Origin of the sequence: Rhizobium sp. WCS2018Hpa-16, from assembly GCF_031843705.1 — a bacterium.
Lineage (GTDB): Bacteria > Pseudomonadota > Alphaproteobacteria > Rhizobiales > Rhizobiaceae > Agrobacterium > Agrobacterium tumefaciens_C.
This window is the reverse complement of record NZ_JAVTIX010000001.1, coordinates 743,824-760,345: the sequence shown is the minus strand read 5'-3', so window position 1 is coordinate 760,345 and position 16,522 is coordinate 743,824. Positions and strand designations below refer to the sequence as shown.

At 57.0% G+C, this 16,522-nt stretch carries 17 protein-coding genes and 1 tRNA gene; 7 read left to right on the top strand and 11 right to left on the bottom strand.

Going from position 1 to position 16,522, the window contains the following annotated elements; all coding sequences use genetic code 11:
- Positions 1-30: 30 nt before the first annotated feature.
- The 3 genes from RQI55_RS03835 to RQI55_RS03825 all read right to left on the bottom strand — a co-directional run bounded on the left by RQI55_RS03835 (position 31) and on the right by RQI55_RS03825 (position 1,327).
- Positions 31-561, bottom strand: a complete 531-nt coding sequence (locus tag RQI55_RS03835; protein WP_042619274.1) for a lipocalin family protein — start codon at positions 559-561, stop codon at positions 31-33.
- A gap of 85 nt (positions 562-646) precedes the next feature.
- The gene (locus tag RQI55_RS03830; RefSeq protein WP_243255790.1) at positions 647-1,093 is read right to left on the bottom strand and encodes a VOC family protein; all 447 of its coding nucleotides are present in this window, start codon (positions 1,091-1,093) and stop codon (positions 647-649) included.
- Positions 1,094-1,252: 159 nt separating this feature from the next.
- A tRNA-Glu gene (locus tag RQI55_RS03825) sits at positions 1,253-1,327 on the bottom strand.
- 478 nt (positions 1,328-1,805) lie between these two features.
- On the opposite strand from RQI55_RS03825, the gene RQI55_RS03820 reads away from it, so the two are divergent.
- The 7 genes from RQI55_RS03820 (at position 1,806) to RQI55_RS03790 (ending at position 9,843) form a co-directional block, all read left to right on the top strand.
- Positions 1,806-2,687 (top strand): GGDEF domain-containing protein, encoded by an 882-nt coding sequence (locus RQI55_RS03820; RefSeq protein WP_243255789.1) that lies wholly within the window; start codon positions 1,806-1,808, stop codon positions 2,685-2,687.
- Positions 2,688-2,806: 119 nt separating this feature from the next.
- On the top strand, positions 2,807-3,304 hold the full coding sequence (gene gpt / locus RQI55_RS03815; RefSeq protein WP_042619272.1) for a xanthine phosphoribosyltransferase: 498 nt from the start codon (positions 2,807-2,809) through the stop codon (positions 3,302-3,304).
- 683 nt (positions 3,305-3,987) lie between these two features.
- Entirely contained in the window at positions 3,988-7,803 is a 3,816-nt protein-coding gene (locus RQI55_RS03810) for a vitamin B12-dependent ribonucleotide reductase (RefSeq protein ID WP_243255787.1), read from the top strand.
- Between the two features lie 162 nt (positions 7,804-7,965).
- Positions 7,966-8,721: an exonuclease domain-containing protein gene (locus RQI55_RS03805; RefSeq protein ID WP_243255785.1), complete on the top strand. Its 756-nt coding sequence runs from the start codon at positions 7,966-7,968 to the stop codon at positions 8,719-8,721.
- Entirely contained in the window at positions 8,718-9,038 is a 321-nt protein-coding gene (locus RQI55_RS03800; RefSeq protein ID WP_243255782.1) for a hypothetical protein, read from the top strand. Before RQI55_RS03805 ends, RQI55_RS03800 begins: the two co-directional genes overlap by 4 nt.
- Before the next feature lie 105 nt (positions 9,039-9,143).
- The gene (locus RQI55_RS03795) at positions 9,144-9,473 is read left to right on the top strand and encodes a GCG_CRPN prefix-to-repeats domain-containing protein (RefSeq protein WP_311272148.1); all 330 of its coding nucleotides are present in this window, start codon (positions 9,144-9,146) and stop codon (positions 9,471-9,473) included.
- A 73-nt stretch (positions 9,474-9,546) separates the two neighbouring features.
- Entirely contained in the window at positions 9,547-9,843 is a 297-nt protein-coding gene (locus tag RQI55_RS03790; protein WP_243255779.1) for a PRC-barrel domain-containing protein, read from the top strand.
- Positions 9,844-9,899: 56 nt separating this feature from the next.
- Here RQI55_RS03790 and RQI55_RS03785 read toward each other — a convergent pair whose 3' ends face one another.
- From RQI55_RS03785 to RQI55_RS03750, 8 genes are all read right to left on the bottom strand, one after another.
- A complete protein-coding gene (locus RQI55_RS03785) occupies positions 9,900-10,124 on the bottom strand; it encodes a hypothetical protein (RefSeq protein WP_243255776.1) in 225 nt (74 codons plus the stop codon).
- Entirely contained in the window at positions 10,121-10,921 is an 801-nt protein-coding gene (gene xth / locus RQI55_RS03780; RefSeq protein ID WP_243255775.1) for an exodeoxyribonuclease III, read from the bottom strand. Before xth ends, RQI55_RS03785 begins: the two co-directional genes overlap by 4 nt.
- Before the next feature lie 9 nt (positions 10,922-10,930).
- The gene (locus RQI55_RS03775; protein WP_243255774.1) at positions 10,931-11,107 is read right to left on the bottom strand and encodes a hypothetical protein; all 177 of its coding nucleotides are present in this window, start codon (positions 11,105-11,107) and stop codon (positions 10,931-10,933) included.
- A 65-nt stretch (positions 11,108-11,172) separates the two neighbouring features.
- On the bottom strand, positions 11,173-13,845 hold the full coding sequence (gene ligD, locus RQI55_RS03770; RefSeq protein ID WP_311272149.1) for a DNA ligase D: 2,673 nt from the start codon (positions 13,843-13,845) through the stop codon (positions 11,173-11,175).
- Positions 13,846-13,875: 30 nt separating this feature from the next.
- The gene (locus tag RQI55_RS03765; protein WP_243255771.1) at positions 13,876-14,187 is read right to left on the bottom strand and encodes a hypothetical protein; all 312 of its coding nucleotides are present in this window, start codon (positions 14,185-14,187) and stop codon (positions 13,876-13,878) included.
- A 137-nt stretch (positions 14,188-14,324) separates the two neighbouring features.
- On the bottom strand, positions 14,325-14,732 hold the full coding sequence (locus tag RQI55_RS03760; RefSeq protein ID WP_243255770.1) for a hypothetical protein: 408 nt from the start codon (positions 14,730-14,732) through the stop codon (positions 14,325-14,327).
- 7 nt (positions 14,733-14,739) lie between these two features.
- Positions 14,740-15,606, bottom strand: a complete 867-nt coding sequence (locus RQI55_RS03755; RefSeq protein ID WP_243255768.1) for a TIGR02587 family membrane protein — start codon at positions 15,604-15,606, stop codon at positions 14,740-14,742.
- A 542-nt stretch (positions 15,607-16,148) separates the two neighbouring features.
- Positions 16,149-16,388 (bottom strand): hypothetical protein, encoded by a 240-nt coding sequence (locus RQI55_RS03750; RefSeq protein WP_243255767.1) that lies wholly within the window; start codon positions 16,386-16,388, stop codon positions 16,149-16,151.
- Positions 16,389-16,522 lie beyond the last annotated feature (134 nt).

Below are 16,522 nucleotides of genomic sequence, written 5' to 3'. Positions count from 1 at the left end.
CGGGCATTTCTCATTATGAGCGGATCAATGTCAGAACTTGGGAAATTCCAGCTTGCTGGTGTCATAGCCCAATTCACCGGCCTTTTTTACCATGCGCGCGAGAAGCGGTTTCGATGGCACGGTGCGCGAATAGATCCAGAGGTTCTTCATCTTGGGGTCGGCACTGATGAACCAGCTGCGATCCGGCGATTGGTAGAGCACCCAGTAATCGAAGGTGATCAACAGCGGGTAGCGAACTTTCAGCTTGGCCTTGGTCGTCTTCGAATCCGTCAGCGTGCCCAGGCCCTCGATGGTCTTGAGCTTGCCCTGCGGAGAACCTTCGCGGCAACCGTCCTGAACCATGACCTGATTGGGCGCCGCACCCTTCTTGTAAATGGTGAAACCGGCTTCGCAGCCATCGGTCAGCCACATCGGCGTCCGGCCGATTTCCAGCCATTTACCCTGATAGTGAGACATGTCTACCTGCGCGACTGACGGTTCCGCCTTCGCCTCAGGCACAAGACCTGCGCCAAGACAGGAAAACGCCACGACGGCGCTTAACGAACTCAACAAACGATTCATGGCTGCGATGCTCCAAATTGATGGTGGGGAACAACGCCCCGCCATTGCCCAGGTTGCACGTTCATCTCTCACATTACCGTGCCCATCATTGCCGGAATGTGGCGATGTTTCTTCCGTCGGGATATTCCGCCGGTCCCTTGATTTCCAGCATGTTGCCGAAGGGGTCGTGTATATAGAAGGAGTGGCCCATTCCGCGCGCGCCGCCATGCATGGCCTCGCGGTCGATCTTCACACCATGGCTTTCCAGATGCGCACGTAGCGCCTTGTGCTCGAATGGCCCTGTGGCAATGCAGATGTGATCGACATTGCGACCACCTGCGACCGGAGGGGCAGCCTTATGTCCGCCTGGATGGGTAATATCCCATAAAACGATGAGTGATGCCCCGCACCAAACCTGCTCCATGCCCAGTGCTGGATAGGAATATCCCGGCCTGCACCCCATAACCTCGTGATAGAAGTGCAAGGCCTTGTCCATGTCATCCACCAGCAGAACGACGTGATCTATGCCGACGAGGGAAAATGGTACGCTCACGGACAGCTCCTCCCGATTCTTCACGGAGCAAGCTTCAGCGAATGGGGCAAACAATCAACCCCGAGAGATGATGGAAAAGTTCATCGGCCACAAAACACACGTTTTTCGATGCGTGTTTTATGCTATATTCAATCATGTGGGGAGGTAAATACACACAAGTGGTACGCCCTAGGGGAGTCGAACCCCTCTTTACAGAATGAAAATCTGTCGTCCTAACCGATAGACGAAGGGCGCGTACACTTGTCGTGTGGCGCCCTTATAGTCAGAGGTTTTCGATATCGCAAGCGAGAAAATGCGTCTTTTGACAAAAAAATGACAGACCGCGCCAGAAGCCCTGCAAAATAAGGATTTCCTATTCAAAACAGGGGCTTATTTTTTCTGAATAGCGGCATTGATCAGACCGTGAGCGACGGATCGGGTGAAAATGGTTGCACCACAGGCACAATGATTGCGTACCACAACGCCGATTCAAAGGCTGCTTTAGCCCTTGGTGAGACCGAGCAGTTGCGCCATCAGACGATGCCGATCATCTCAACTATTTTTCACACAAAGCTGATCCAATCGCCGTTCTCTTTGCGTTTTGACACTTTGACTTGTGCAAACCACTGACAAACCGGAAAAACATGCCGCAAGCCACGGAATTGCTTCTTTTCGTTGTGTTAGCTTGCGCTGCTATAACGTACCCGTCGCCCGTAACGAGAGAAGGTGAAGAATGCCGACTGAGAAACGACCCTTGATGCCAGCTTTTCGACAATCCCTTATTGCGAAGATTTTCGTCGTTTCGTTTCTGAGCGTCCACGTTCCTCTGATTGCCTTGATCCTCTTTCTGCTGTTCGGACTGGATACGGGCCCCGTGCCGGTCTTCACCCTGATCCTCGTCGCAACCCTTCTGGGCACCGCATTTTGCCTCTATGCGCTCTGGCGCTTCATTCGTCCGCTGCATCATCTCGCAGGCGCGCTGGAGAGATATCCGCAGGATAAAAGCCTGCTGAAGCTGAAATCACTTGGCAAGGACGAGATTTCCATAGTCACGCAGGCCACCCAATCCATGCTGATCCAGGTCGAGGAACTGACCAAACAGCTCAAGCATCAGGCCACAACGGATTTTCTGACCGGGCTTGCAAACCGCCGCTGGCTGACCGAGCAGGTCCCGGCCATGCAGTCGCAGGCCGACCGTTCCGGCGATCCGCTGTCCATCATTCTGTTCGACCTCGATAACTTCAAGCTCATCAATGATGATTACGGCCATGATGTCGGAGACAAGGTGCTGATGATCGTTGGGGAAATCGTCAAGGATTCGCTGCGGCCATATGATCTGGCCTCCCGCATCGGCGGCGAGGAATTCTGCATCGTCCTTCCCCGCACATCGGGCACGGATGCCGTAGCCATTGCAGAGCGGCTGCGCACCGCCTTTGAAACGTGCCTTCTCGATCCCCTGGCCCGAGGTCGCATCACCTGCAGCTTCGGCGTGGTGGAAGCAGGCCCCGGCGAGCGCCTGCAACAGTTGCTCCGCCGCGCCGATAGCGCGCTTTATCGAGCCAAGGATGCCGGTCGCAACCGCGTCATCGGCACTTTTCTGGGCAGCAATGGCTGAAAGTTCAGGCGGCTTTGAGAGAAAGCGGTTGAAGGCAGATGCGATGTGCTTGCATTTCAGGCTTTCTTCCCGCTATTAGCCAAAGCCATCAACAATTTTGACCAGATGGTAGACGCCCCATGTCCCTTCCCGATAAAGCCTTTCCCGTCTCGTGGGATCAATTTCACCGTGATGCCCGCGCTCTGGCCTGGCGTCTTGCCGGTCTGAACCAGGAGTTCAGCGCCATTGTCTGCATCACCCGGGGTGGCCTCGTACCGGCAGCCATCATTTCGCGTGAGCTGAACATCCGCCTCATCGATACCGTCTGCATCGCGACGCGCCATGATTATGTCAATCAGGGCGAGACGATGCTGCTCAAGGGCATCTCTCCCGAACTGCTGGAAAAGGGTGGCGAAGGCATTCTTGTCGTCGACGACCTGACCGATACGGGCAAGACCGCAATCGAAGTGCGTGAGATGTTGCCCAAGGCGCATTTCGCCTGCGTTTACGCAAAGCCCAAGGGTGTGCCAACAATCGACACCTTCATCACAGAAGTCAGCCAGGATACGTGGATCTATTTCCCCTGGGATCTGGGCTTCACCTATCAGGAACCGATTGCAAAGGGCTCGCGCGGCTAAGGCCGCCTCCTCTGCCGATTTTTCCATCAAAGCCGCCTCCGGGCGGCTTTTTTGCGTCTGCTGCGCAGCATTTGCGGCCCGTCAAGACCAAAGTGGGAAGATGTGGAAATCACCCCCCTGTTGCTTGTACACAACACCGAAATTTTACGCAAAAAAATCAAAAAGTCGCATTCCGCAACGTGAGGAAGGCGGTTCGGGTATGGTTAAAATCGATCCAAGTTACTGAATTTTATAATGCCTTTTTCTTTCCCCGTTTTCCACAGGAGCCCCACACAATATCTTGTGGTTAACAAAGCCCTTCAAACTAGGCCTTGACGGAATCACCTCATATCCCGCAATGTAAGGTCATGTTGCGGCGGCAATGGAATCGGGTTTCTCACCACAGGTTCTTTCCAGTTTCAGTTCACGCGTTTGTCTTGCGTTCCTACCACAAGTGGGTGGAGCGCAATCGGCTGTTTGTGAGCGGAAACGTGTTGCCAAGACAAAATGCGGGATATGGCAATAGCAAACTGTTAACACTACATATAGTATGCTTGCAGCCGAAATCACCATGATATAGAGGGAACGACATCCAAGGATGAACGTTTCACCTGAGAGCCATGAACCGGCGGCGCGTACGAGGCGCGACGCTGGAGAGAATTTCTGTGCCCTGGCCAAGGGCGCCCCAAGACGAGGATTAAGACATGCGCATCGAACGCCGCTTCACCAAGCCCGGCCAGTCTCCCTATGCGGAGATTGAATTCCGAAAGGCGGTTAGCGAGATCAAGAACCCGGATGGCTCCATCGTATTCCGTCTGGCGGATATCGACGTTCCAGCGCAGTTTTCTCAGGTTGCGACGGATGTTCTGGCGCAGAAATATTTCCGCAAGGCCGGCGTGCCTGCGCGCCTCAAGAAGGTTGAGGAAAACGACGTTCCTTCCTTCCTCTGGCGTTCTGTGGCCGATGAAAAGGCCATGAAGGATATTCCGGAAGGTGAGCGTTACGGCTCTGAAATCGATGCGCGTCAGGTCTTCGATCGTCTGGCTGGCACATGGGCTTACTGGGGCTGGAAGGGCAAGTATTTCTCCTCGGAAGAAGATGCGTCCGCCTTCAAGGATGAACTGGCTTACATGCTGGCCACCCAGCGCGTTGCGCCAAACTCTCCACAGTGGTTCAACACCGGTCTGCATTGGGCCTATGGCATTGATGGTCCCGGCCAGGGCCACTTCTATGTCGACCCCTTCACCGGCAAGCTGACCAAGTCAAAGTCGTCTTACGAACACCCGCAGCCGCATGCCTGCTTTATCCAGTCCGTTGAAGACGATCTGGTCAATGAAGGCGGCATCATGGATCTTTGGGTGCGTGAAGCGCGCCTCTTCAAATACGGCTCCGGCACCGGCTCCAACTTCTCCTACCTGCGTGGCGAAGGCGAAAAGCTGTCTGGCGGCGGTCGCTCCTCCGGCCTCATGAGCTTCCTCAAGATCGGTGACCGCGCAGCTGGCGCCATCAAGTCCGGCGGCACCACCCGTCGTGCAGCCAAGATGGTCGTGGTTGATGCCGATCACCCAGATATCGAAGCCTACATCGACTGGAAGGTGAACGAAGAGCAGAAGGTTGCTGCCCTCGTTACCGGTTCCAAGATCGTTGCCAAGCACCTCAAGGCCATCATGAAGGCCTGCGTCAATTGCGAAGCAGGCTCTGAAGCAACCCGTGGCGATTGCTTCGACCCTGCCAAGAACCCTGCCTTGAAGCGCGAAATCCGCGCTGCCAAGAAGGACATGGTTCCTGAGAACTACGTCAAGCGCGTCATCCAGTTCGCCCAGCAGGGCTACAAGGAAATCGAATTCAAGACCTACGACACCGATTGGGATTCGGAAGCCTACCTCACGGTTTCGGGCCAGAACTCCAACAACTCCGTGTCACTGAAGGATGACTTCCTGCGCGCCGTGGAAGATGATGGCGACTGGAACCTCACCGCCCGCAAGGACGGCAAGGTCATGAAGACACTGAAGGCACGCGCCCTCTGGGAAAAGATTTCCCATGCTGCATGGGCATCGGCTGACCCAGGTCTGCACTTCAACACCACCATGAACGACTGGCACACATCGCCAGCGGCTGGTCCCATCCGCGCATCCAACCCTTGCTCGGAATACATGTTCCTGGATGACACAGCCTGCAACCTTGCATCGCTGAACCTGCTTCAGTTCAAGGACGCCAAGACCAAGAACATCGATATCGCCGATTACGAACACGCTGTTCGCCTGTGGACTGTCGTTCTCGAAGTCTCGGTGATGATGGCGCAGTTCCCATCCAAGGAAATTGCCGAACGTTCTTACGAATACCGCACACTCGGCCTCGGCTATGCCAACATCGGCGGCCTGCTGATGTCCTCGGGCATTCCTTACGATAGCGATGAAGGCCGTGCGATTGCCGGTGCTCTCACCGCCATTATGACGGGCGTTTCCTACGCAACATCCGCCGAAATGGCTGGCGAGCTTGGCCCCTTCCCCGGCTTTGCACCAAACCGTGACAACATGCTGCGCGTCATGCGCAACCATCAGCGCGCAGCCCAAGGTCTGGCCTATGGTTATGAAGGCCTGTCGGTAAACCCTGTTCCGCTCATCCATGCAGATTGCACGGACCAGGACCTCATCACCCACGCGGTTGCCGCATGGGAGAAGGCTCTGGAGCTTGGCGAAAAGAACGGCTACCGCAACGCCCAGACGACCGTTATCGCGCCAACAGGCACGATCGGCCTCGTCATGGATTGCGATACAACCGGCATCGAGCCAGACTTCGCGCTGGTGAAGTTCAAGAAGCTGGCCGGTGGCGGCTACTTCAAGATCATCAACCGCGCCGTTCCTGAATCGCTGCGTTCGCTCGGCTATTCGGAAAGCCAGATTGCCGAAATCGAAGCTTACGCAATCGGCCACAGCAATCTCAACCAGGCCCCGGCGGTCAACCCATCCACGTTGAAGGCCAAGGGCTTCACCGATGAGAAGATCGAAACTGTCAACGCCGCGCTGAAGTCGGCCTTCGACATCAAGTTCGTCTTCAACCAGTGGACACTCGGTGCAGACTTCCTCAAGGAAACGCTGAAGGTTTCCGACGAGCAGCTCTCCGACATGAGCTTCAACCTGCTGGAGCATCTCGGCTTTGCCAAGAAGGACATCGAAGCAGCCAACGTGCATGTTTGCGGCGCGATGACGTTGGAAGGCGCACCGTTCCTCAAGGACGAGCATCTGCCTGTCTTCGATTGCGCCAACCCATGCGGCAAGATCGGCAAGCGTTACCTCTCGGTTGAAAGCCACATCCGCATGATGGCGGCAGCGCAGCCCTTCATCTCGGGTGCGATTTCCAAGACCATCAACATGCCGAATGATGCAACGGTGGAAGATTGCGGCGCAGCCTACATGCTGTCCTGGAAGCTGGCTTTGAAGGCCAACGCGCTTTACCGCGATGGTTCCAAGCTGTCTCAGCCTCTCAACGCTTCGCTCGTCGAAGACGACAATGATGAGGATGCGCTGGAAGATCTGATCGCCCAGCCACAGGCAGCCCAGGCCGTTACCATCACTGAAAAGATCATCGAGCGTGTTGTCGAGCGTGTCAGCCGCGAGCGTGAAAAGCTTCCGAACCGTCGTCAGGGTTACACCCAGAAGGCAGCCGTCGGTGGCCACAAGGTTTACCTGCGCACTGGCGAATTCGGTGATGGCCGCATCGGCGAAATCTTCATCGATATGCACAAGGAAGGCGCCGCTTTCCGTGCGATGATGAACAACTTCGCCATCGCCATCTCGCTCGGCCTGCAATATGGCGTACCACTGGAAGAATATGTGGAGGCATTCACCTTCACCAAGTTCGAGCCAGCCGGCATGGTCATCGGCAACGATGCGATCAAGAACGCAACCTCGATCCTCGACTACGTGTTCCGCGAACTCGCCGTCTCCTACCTTGGCCGTCACGATCTGGCCCATGTGGATACGTCGGACTTCTCGCAGACCGCACTCGGCAAGGGCATTGAAGAAGGCAAGACCAACCTCGTTTCCACCGGCTGGACACGTGGTTACAAGCCAACTCTGGTCTCCAACACCCCCGATCGCGCCTCGTCTGAGCCGAAGGGTTCAGCAACGGCAGCCCCTGCGCGTGCTTCCGGCACGGTCACGCAGATCTCCGGCAACACGGTCCGCAAGGTAGAGCCAACCGTCGCGATCTCCACCTCGGAAGTCGTCGCTTTCAAGCGCGAATATGAAGAGCGTGCCAAGGAAGCCGTCGAAATCGTAGAAGAAGGTCTCGCCACAGAATCCGAACAGGCCGCAACCGCCCTCTTCTCCGACAAGGCAGCAGCAGACGCCGCATCTGCCAAGACGGAAGCGAAAAAGAAGGAAGCCGAACGCCGCATCCGCTCCATCGCTCAGGGCTACACCGGCAACATGTGCGGCGAGTGCCAGAACTTCACCATGGTGCGCAACGGCACATGTGAGAAGTGCGATACTTGCGGCGCGACAAGCGGTTGCAGCTGATTTAAGCCGCGCAATATCGTAGCGACAGACAGATAACACAACGCCGTCCGAAGCCTTTCGGGCGGCGTTTCTCGTTTCGGAGATCGGCTTTCCACTCAGGGAACCATCCGGTATCGATCTCGCTTACCCCACCACTGAAGTTCCAGAGGAAGGCAGCATCCAGTGGCCAGAGCCAGAATACGCGTCATCGATCTCGAAACGGGCGGCAACGGCCCAAATGATGTATGCGAGATTGGCTGGCAGGATGTAGTTCTCAATGAGGACGGCAGGTGGCAAGTCATCGAAGAGCGCGGAGCCCTCTTCGTCAACCCTGGCCGCCCCATCTCACCAGACACCATGGCCATTCATCACATTCTCGATTCCCAGGTCGCGGATGCACCATACTGGAAAGAAATCGCATCGACCGTTCTTCGCCCACCCTTCCAGATTGATGCCTTGGCAGCGCACCGGGCAGCGTTTGAGCAAAGGTACTGCACGCCGCGGTTTACAGGCGGAACGCCATGGATCTGCACCTGGAAATGCGCCCTGCGCGTCTGGCCGCAACTTCCCCGGTTTTCCAATCAGATGCTGCGCTATCAGCGAATGCCGGAAGGGCTGGTGCATGAAACCGGGTTGCCCGCGCACCGAGCCATGCCAGACGCCTATGTGAGTGCCCATCACCTCCGCGATATGTTGAACGAAGCATCGCTTGAGGATTGCCTGGCGTGGAGCAAAGAGCCGGGCCTCCTGCCGCGCGTGCCTGCCGGACCAGACCGAGGCAAGTCGTGGGATCGTCTTGGCATTGAGATGCTCAACACATTGGCGGCGGATAGGGATGCCGACATACGCTTCAGCGCGCAGACAGAACTCGCCCGTCGGCATCAGGACAAACCGTCGGAAGCCACTGAGCCAGCCCAACGAACGCTCGGGTTCGAATGAGCGACACATATCCCAACACGCCCGATGGCCGGTACTTCGTCGTCAGGGGCAGGCTCTGGCGTCGTAGCAATCCAGACCTTGATGAGATCACGCGAGCGGCGCTGGTGCAGGAGTTGATGGCCGCCCGGAGGGCTGTTCGGAAAGCGAAAACACCGTCAGCGGAGATGGCGCAAGCCCGCAAGAGAGTGGATGCAGCCAAGGTCGCACTCGGTGAACGGGGTGCCGTCTGGTGGAATGATGGCGCGCCGGATTTCAATCGATATCTCGCCAAGAACACGCCCTACGCGGCGTGGTTTGCGTCATTGGATGAGACATAACCTGCCACAATCGCTTCATAGTGCCACGAAAACGTCAAACTTCATTCAGCACCGGTTCACCACGAGGAACGCTAAATTACGCCACCCTAAACGGAGTGATGTGAGATGCGCAAAATAATCCTAAGCGCGGGAATAGTTCTAGCCAGTCTGGTAGCCAATGTCGCAAACGCGATGCCATCGGCCCAGCCACCCGTCCCAGCGGCATCCCTTGTGCAGAAGGTCGATTACGCGTGCGGACGTGGTTTTCATCTGTCTCCACGCGGCTATTGCCGTCCAAACGGCCCACCACGCGAATATCGTGATCGGTGGGACAGACGCGACCGTTGGGAAGCCAGACGTGAGTGGCGCGAAAGACAGGAACGTCGTGAATGGCGCGCCCGCCGCGATTTCTACGATCAACGCGATTGGCGTGGACCGCGTGACTATCGCTGGTAACCCTTTTGCCTAGCAGCCGGGAACCCGAAGCCCTTTGATCCCGTTAACTCCTCATACAACAAGGAGAAAACCAATGGATCATACAAACCATGTTCGTCTGTCGTCAGCGGAACTGACCTCGGAGATTTTGGAGGGTGCAACCGTTTACGGCGCGGATGACCATAAGGTTGGCAAGGTGGATCACGTCCATGGTGCAGGCGCTGGCGGCCAGGTCATCATCGATGTCGGCGGCTTCCTCGGAATTGGCGCAAAGCCAGTCGCGGTCTCCGTGAGCGATCTCGATTTCATGCGCGATGAAGACGGCGATGTGCACGCCGTAACATCCTGGACGAAAGATCAGCTCAAAGAAATGCCAGAACATCATCACTAAATAAGCAAGGGCCCGGTTGAAAAACCGGGCCCTTCTTTTGTGGTAAAGCCATTACCTCATTCAATCGGTCGAGACTGATCAGCCGCTGGCCAGTCATTTGCAGGCTCTTCAATCGCCACATCATCTGCCGGATCTGGATCACGCTCACCGGTGTTTTTGTGATTGCCAGCCGCCTCCACCACGGCGTCACAAGCCTCCGCATGGCTGACGCCCCTCACCGCAAATTCATCAATGAGCGCTTCGAGCTTCCCTTGAAGTTCGCCTCTCCAATTGTCGGTCATCCGTTTCTCCTTTGTTTGATGGGTTTGTCGCCAAGTTCAATCCACACCGGTGCGTGGTCGCTTGTGTGGTCCCAGCCGCGCACGTGCTTATCGACATGGGCCGCCGTCAGCTTTTCTGCGAGGTCAGGGCTGAGCAGGAAATGGTCGAGCCTCAGGCCCGCATCTCGGGCGAAGGCATTTCGAAAATAGGCCCAGAACGTGTAGATGCGCTCATCCGGGTGCAGCTTGCGCAGCGCATCCGTCCAGCCTTGAGCTACGAGGTCAGCGTAAGCAGCCCTCACCTCTGGCCGAAACAGGGCATCGTCCAACCAGCGCTCCGGCTTATAAACATCAAGCTCGGTCGGCATCACGTTGAAATCACCCACAAGCGCAACAGGCACCTCAAGGTCCAGCAGTTCGGCAGCATAGGATTGCAGCCGTTGGAACCAGTCCAGCTTGTACTGAAACTTCGGCCCCGGCACCGGATTGCCATTGGGCAGATAAAGGCAGCCAATGATGATGCCATCAACAACCGCTTCAATGTAGCGGCTCTGGCTATCATCCACGTCGCCGGGCAGTCCCCGCCTCGTCTCCAGCGGCTCGCGATCCCGTGCAAGAATGGCGACGCCGTTCCATGATTTTTGGCCGTGCCAGATCGCTCCATAGCCCGCTCTCTCAAGCTCCTTGCGCGGGAATTTGCTCGAGGGTGCCTTCAACTCCTGAAGGCACACGACGTCAGGCCTTGCCTCCTCAAGCCAGCGAAGCAGGATGTCGAGGCGGCCATTGATGCCGTTGACGTTATAGGTGGCAAGTTTCACTGATCAATATCAGCGCTTGCGGTCGCCCTTGTCGCCCTCACCGGGCTTGGTGTCACTCTTAGCATCATGGCGGGCATCGGCGGAAAGCGAACGCGATACATCCACACTTTCCTTGAACTTTCCGTCTTCATCGCGGCGCACATAACGCTTGTCAGTGCCGGTATCGATCAATTCACGTTTGCTCATGTCAGCTCTCCCTTTTATATCTCTCATCGAAAACGCCCATGGCTGGGAAAAGATGCACGCGGCTCTCACCCTCCCGCCTTGCGGGCCTTGTTCAACCGCTTGATAGCCTCGCTCAGTGGCCGGTGACCCTCAGCATAGTCCTGCCAAGCCGTGCTTTTTGCCAAAAGCTGAGGCACGGTCCGGATGGTGAAGCGCGACGGGTCGAGATCAGCCTTCACCTGCGTCCAGTTCAGCGGCATGGATACCGTTGCACCCGGACGCGCTCGCGGCGATAGCGGCGCGACCGCCGTCGCCATCCGGTCGTTGCGCAGATAGTCGAGAAAAATCCGCCCTTCTCGCTGGTTCTTCGCCATTTTGATGAGGTAAAGATCAGGATTATCGCGCGCCATATCCTCGCACACATCATGCGCGAAACTTTTCGCCTCGTCCCAGTTCAGTTTCTTTCCCTTGGGTACGGCAAGCGGTGTCACCACATGGAGACCCTTGCCGCCAGTTGTCTTGCAGAAACTCACAAGACCCAGTTCCTCCAGCCGGTCACGTATCTCGCGGGCTGCGGTAACAACGGCTGAAAACTCGACGTCAGGACCCGGATCAAGGTCGAACACCAGCCTGCCCGGCACATCCGGCTGGTCCGGCGCACAGTTCCACGGATGAAGCTCGATACCGCCAATCTGGGCAATGGCGGCCAGTCCTTCAACGCGATCGATCTGCAGATAGGGTTTCCTGTCGCCAGACACTGTCACCAGTTCCAGAAGGTTCGATGTTCCCGGCATCGCATGGCGCTGGAAGAATTGCTCGCCGTCAATGCCATCGGGGTTTCGAAGAATGGAACATGGACGGCCCTTGATATGCTCGATCAACCACGGCCCAACAGCTTCGTGGTAATGCGCAAGGTCAGCCTTGGTCACCGGTTTCCCGTCACCCGCATCCGGCCAGAGCGCCTTGTCTGGGCTGGAAACCATCACGCCCATAACCTCTTCTTTCGCACCCTTGCGAGCGCGCTTTGCAGGCGGCTTGTCTGTTTCGGGGTCAGGAACATCTGCATCATCAGGTGCGGCAGGCTCTTCGGCCTCCACCTCCGCCGCGGGTTTATCTTCGCGCAGACCCTTGAACGCGCCCTGCCGCACCTGCCCGTCAGCGGTCCATCCGGCAAACTCGATTTCCGCCACAAGTTCCGGCTTGAGCCACACAATATCATCAGACGCCTTTGGCGCCCCAATCCCCGTGAAGGGAGACTTGGACGTTTCCATTTCCTCAAGCTTCGGCATCAGTTTCTCAACGGTCTCGGCGCCATAGCCCGTGCCAACCCGCCCGACATAAACGAAATGCTTGCCGCTGAAGACGCCAACCAGCAGAGACCGGAAATTGCCATTCGTCGTGGCATAAGCGCCGATCACCACCTCATGGCCAGCGCGGCATTTGGATTTCGCCCAGGTCTTGCTGCGGCCAGACACATAGGGCGCATCTGCCTTCTTTGAGACGATACCCTCCAGCGAAAGTCGACAGGCCGATTTCAATACGGCGTCGCCACCGGTCTCGAAATGCTCGACAAACCGCAGGCGCGGATCTTCGCCCGCATCCGACATCAATGCTTGCAGACGAGACTTGCGCTCCGAAAGCGGAAGCTCTCGCAAGTCCTCATCACCGGCAAACAGCAAATCAAAGGCAAAATAGACCAGATCGTCTGTCGTTCCCTCCGACAATGCCGCCTGCAAGGCAGCAAAATCCGGCGCGCCCTGCTCGTCAAGCGCACAGATCTCGCCATCGATGATACAGTCGGGCAACGCAGACGCCGCCTCCGCGATTGCGGGCCATTTGGTCGTCCAGTCCAGCCCCTTGCGGGTCTTCAGCGTTACATCGCCGCCCGCAACGCGCAGCTGAACACGGTAGCCATCGAATTTGATCTCATGAATCCACCCCTTGCCAGCGGGTGGGCGCGTCAGGCTCTCGCAGAGCTGCGGGGCGATAAAGCCCGGCATCTGAGAAGTCGGGCTCTCGGATTTCGTCGGCTTTTTTCGCTTGGTCTTTGCCTTGGCCGACTTTTTCGTCCCGGCCTTGCGTTCCTCGGCGGCCAGCCCCTCATTGCTGTCCCACACCGCATCCGCCTTAACCGTCTCGCCCTCAGTCATGAACGGCTTCGGTTTCTTGCCCTTGCCAGCGGCAATGGCCTCCATGGTTCGGCCTGACGCCACGGATGTCTCGTTTTCATCGAGCACAGCGGCACCGTTCTCATCAACGGCATGGTCGTCGCGATGCTTGATCAGCAGCCAGTTCGTCCGCTTGCCGCCATCGCGGTCATTGCGCATCCGCACCAGAACGAAACTTCCGTTGAGACGCTCGCCTTCCAGAGTAAACTTGAAGTCACCCTTTTTCAGCGCTTCGTCGTGCGTCTTGTTACCCTCTGGCTCCCAGTAGCCGCGATCCCACAGCATAACCGTGCCACCGCCATATTGCCCTTTGGGTATCGTCCCTTCAAAGTCACCGTAGTCCAGCGGATGGTCCTCGACCTCTACCGCAAGCCGCTTGTCGTTGGGATCGAGCGAAGGACCCTTCGTCACCGCCCAGGATTTGAACACGCCATCAAGCTCAAGCCGCAAATCGTAATGCAGTCGTGTTGCATCGTGTTTCTGGATCACGAAACGGCGGCGGTTGGATGCCTTGACCTCAACCTCTCCACTCGGCTCAAGCGTCTGCTTGAAATCGCGTTTGGATCGGTATTTGCTCAAATGGTCGGCCATGGCATCTTTCCCTAATCACCGCGACCAGCCTCAGGCAGCGCCAGACACTCGAAGCGCACCCGCCTCGCCCAAGCTGCGCTGCACCAGAGCAATCTTGGAAGACGGAATATCTGCGGACACTTCAATCTCTCCTTCCAGAGGCGCATCACTGCGCACAGCGCCGGTTTTGGAAACATCCCCACCAGACGCCACCGATCCTGCCGTGTTCTCATCCGTGGAAGACTGAATGAAGATGTCAGGCCGCGGAATTCCGTGCTGCTGAACCAGATGCTCAACCGCCAGATCAGCCGCCGCGCGCGTATCGAATGTTGCTTTGATGGTGTTGGTGCTGTCGTCAGCCATGGTGTCTCTCCTCATTCGCTGCAGTTACGAACCAAACTCCCTGCTGCACGGTTTGTTTCCAACAAAATGCCTTCGGCGGCCCGCTTGAGACCGCCAAAGGCAAATATGCTGGTTATTTTGAGGAAAGCGGTGTTAGCTCAGGGCTCGTTAAAGGCTGACACACGCAGAGTGATCCGGCCTGTAGGATCATTCTTAAAAATCAGGCCTGCCCGGGCCTTGGATCTGCCGGGAACATAATCCAGCACCGTGCTGGCTTTCTCAACGACATTGGAGCCATCAAGAATTTCGCCATCCACTGTCACCTGCGAGGCCGTAGCGCTTGCGCCATTCGACACTTCGAACGAGACCTGAAACCCTTTGCTACGCTGTTCAGTCATCAGAACGGTCGCAGCAAGATCGGGCGTTGTATCGTGATCTACCAACGCATCTTTCGCGATCCAGCCGATCACCGCCAGCACAATCACGGCGGATACGAGTCCGGTCAGCCACTCCACCCAGTGCGGATTTTTTGCCTCGAGATTTTTGTCGCCAATCGTTTTGGTCATGGAACCCTCAGAGGATAAGTCGAGCGGCGGACGCGCCGATAGCGCCAGGAAAACTCAAGATCACAATCGCCATCAGCACCTGCGTGGACCCCAGATCGTCGACCCGGTGGAATGTCCATAGACAATATGCGCTGATGGAGCCCGCAATCACATAGCCCGGCAGGGTGAACCGCACAAATGCATGCCAGCTCGGCGTACCCTCCGCGAGATCGTGGCTCCCATGAAAGGACAGCGCGTAGACGAACCCGTGCATCACGATCAGCGACGCCGCGATAATGGCAAGGCCATGCCAGGGCGTCATCTTGAAGGACAGCAAGATCATTTCCTCGGTGGGCGCGACGTTCAGGTTTAAAAACAGCGCACCAACCGCCATCAGAAAAAGCTCGCCAGCATAGGTCGTCTCACGGTTTTGAACCGGGTCCTCGTCACCCTCAGTGTCTTCATCATCGTCAGACTTGCCCCCCAGCTGGCTGCGGCCCAACATGGCACCGATGCTCGCCGGAACCGCCAGTAGAGCAATCATGCCAACAATTTCATGCGAGGTTTGATCAGCCCGCAGCACACCAATAGACGCAAGAATAAGGGCGCTGGCAACCATGCCAAGGGCGTAAGCGATAATGGCATCGCGCACAGATTGCCGCCAACCCGTGGTCTGCTCAAACCCTATGCGGTGAGACAGAACAATCAACAAAGGCAGGTTGATGAACAACAGAAGCAAGAGACGGGTGCGATCCATGTAGAAGCCCAGCTCCCACATCTCCATCGTCATGAACATAGGCAGTGCAAACAACAGTGCGCCCCCGCCTCCACGCGCTATTCCCGCGAGGAACTTTCCTGTATCAAAGTCACGATCCGCGCTGCTTTCCGCTGCCAATTTCGTCCTCCACAGGCCACATGCTCGCTCACGCGCAGCGGCACCGTCATTCCTGCCACGCCTTGATTGCGTGATTCTCATACCGGGACTTCTATCTTGCAGGTGTTAAGCGCCCTGCCAATCATCATTCATCGTGATTTGCTTATTCAAGAGGCGAGGCCTGAAGCAGCGCTTAGATAAAAAACTGCAAGAAGGGAAAAAAATCGATCTGCACTTTCTCAATGTTCCTAAAACCGGGCGCACACTGTGTCCGTTCCGCCCTCGGATACACCGCAAGGCGTTGCGGCGAGGCGGAACCGGCGCTGGTGGTGAAAGGCTACGCAACCTTTCATTGTCGGGGTCCGGCAGCGAATCCCCCCGGCGGCAACGGGTGGCGGGCAACACCGGTTTCGGACCGGCTGGTGTTACCCTCCCAAAGTTAGAACCGGATTGACGTGCCTGCCTTGAATGCCCTTACGGGGTTCAAGATCCAGGCCATGGCAATCCTGTTTGTCCGCCGCCGGGTGTACCGACAGCTCATCGGCACTGGTCGAACGCGACCATCAGGTGCTTGAAGCGAAAGTCAGGCGGTACACAGGAACACGCTGCATCTGCCCCGCGCCAGCAATGGCGCGGACAGATCGATCCTTCAGCCCTCCCGGTGGTGGGGCGGTAGCGTATCGAAGGCAGGTGCGGCTGAACTGGCGGCGGCATTCTTTCAACGGAATGCCGCGCCCGGAGGGTGAAGGGTTGGGCCCTGAAAAGTCCGACCGTTTCTGCGGCAAGGTTTCAACCTTTGCCATCCGGGTTTGCCAGCCGTGGCAAGAGGATCGTGGGCGGACATAAACCGCTGAACGGGGCGCTGAAAGGTGCCAATACTAAACTACCCAACGAGGCAACTTCCAGCGCCCCGTCCGAAATACCCATGGCCGCAAAC

Excerpts from the sequence above, each read along its gene's own strand:
- RQI55_RS03835 (WP_042619274.1), bottom strand. The coding sequence starts at position 561 with ATGAATCGTTTGTTGAGTTCGTTAAGCGCCGTCGTGGCGTTTTCCTGT.
- RQI55_RS03820 (WP_243255789.1), top strand. The coding sequence starts at position 1,806 with ATGCCGACTGAGAAACGACCCTTGATGCCAGCTTTTCGACAATCCCTT.
- gpt (WP_042619272.1), top strand. The coding sequence starts at position 2,807 with ATGTCCCTTCCCGATAAAGCCTTTCCCGTCTCGTGGGATCAATTTCAC.
- RQI55_RS03810 (WP_243255787.1), top strand. The coding sequence starts at position 3,988 with ATGCGCATCGAACGCCGCTTCACCAAGCCCGGCCAGTCTCCCTATGCG.
- RQI55_RS03800 (WP_243255782.1), top strand. The coding sequence starts at position 8,718 with ATGAGCGACACATATCCCAACACGCCCGATGGCCGGTACTTCGTCGTC.
- RQI55_RS03795 (WP_311272148.1), top strand. The coding sequence starts at position 9,144 with ATGCGCAAAATAATCCTAAGCGCGGGAATAGTTCTAGCCAGTCTGGTA.
- RQI55_RS03790 (WP_243255779.1), top strand. The coding sequence starts at position 9,547 with ATGGATCATACAAACCATGTTCGTCTGTCGTCAGCGGAACTGACCTCG.
- RQI55_RS03785 (WP_243255776.1), bottom strand. The coding sequence starts at position 10,124 with ATGACCGACAATTGGAGAGGCGAACTTCAAGGGAAGCTCGAAGCGCTC.
- RQI55_RS03775 (WP_243255774.1), bottom strand. The coding sequence starts at position 11,107 with ATGAGCAAACGTGAATTGATCGATACCGGCACTGACAAGCGTTATGTG.
- ligD (WP_311272149.1), bottom strand. The coding sequence starts at position 13,845 with ATGGCCGACCATTTGAGCAAATACCGATCCAAACGCGATTTCAAGCAG.
- RQI55_RS03765 (WP_243255771.1), bottom strand. The coding sequence starts at position 14,187 with ATGGCTGACGACAGCACCAACACCATCAAAGCAACATTCGATACGCGC.
- RQI55_RS03760 (WP_243255770.1), bottom strand. The coding sequence starts at position 14,732 with ATGACCAAAACGATTGGCGACAAAAATCTCGAGGCAAAAAATCCGCAC.
- RQI55_RS03750 (WP_243255767.1), bottom strand. The coding sequence starts at position 16,388 with ATGGCAAAGGTTGAAACCTTGCCGCAGAAACGGTCGGACTTTTCAGGG.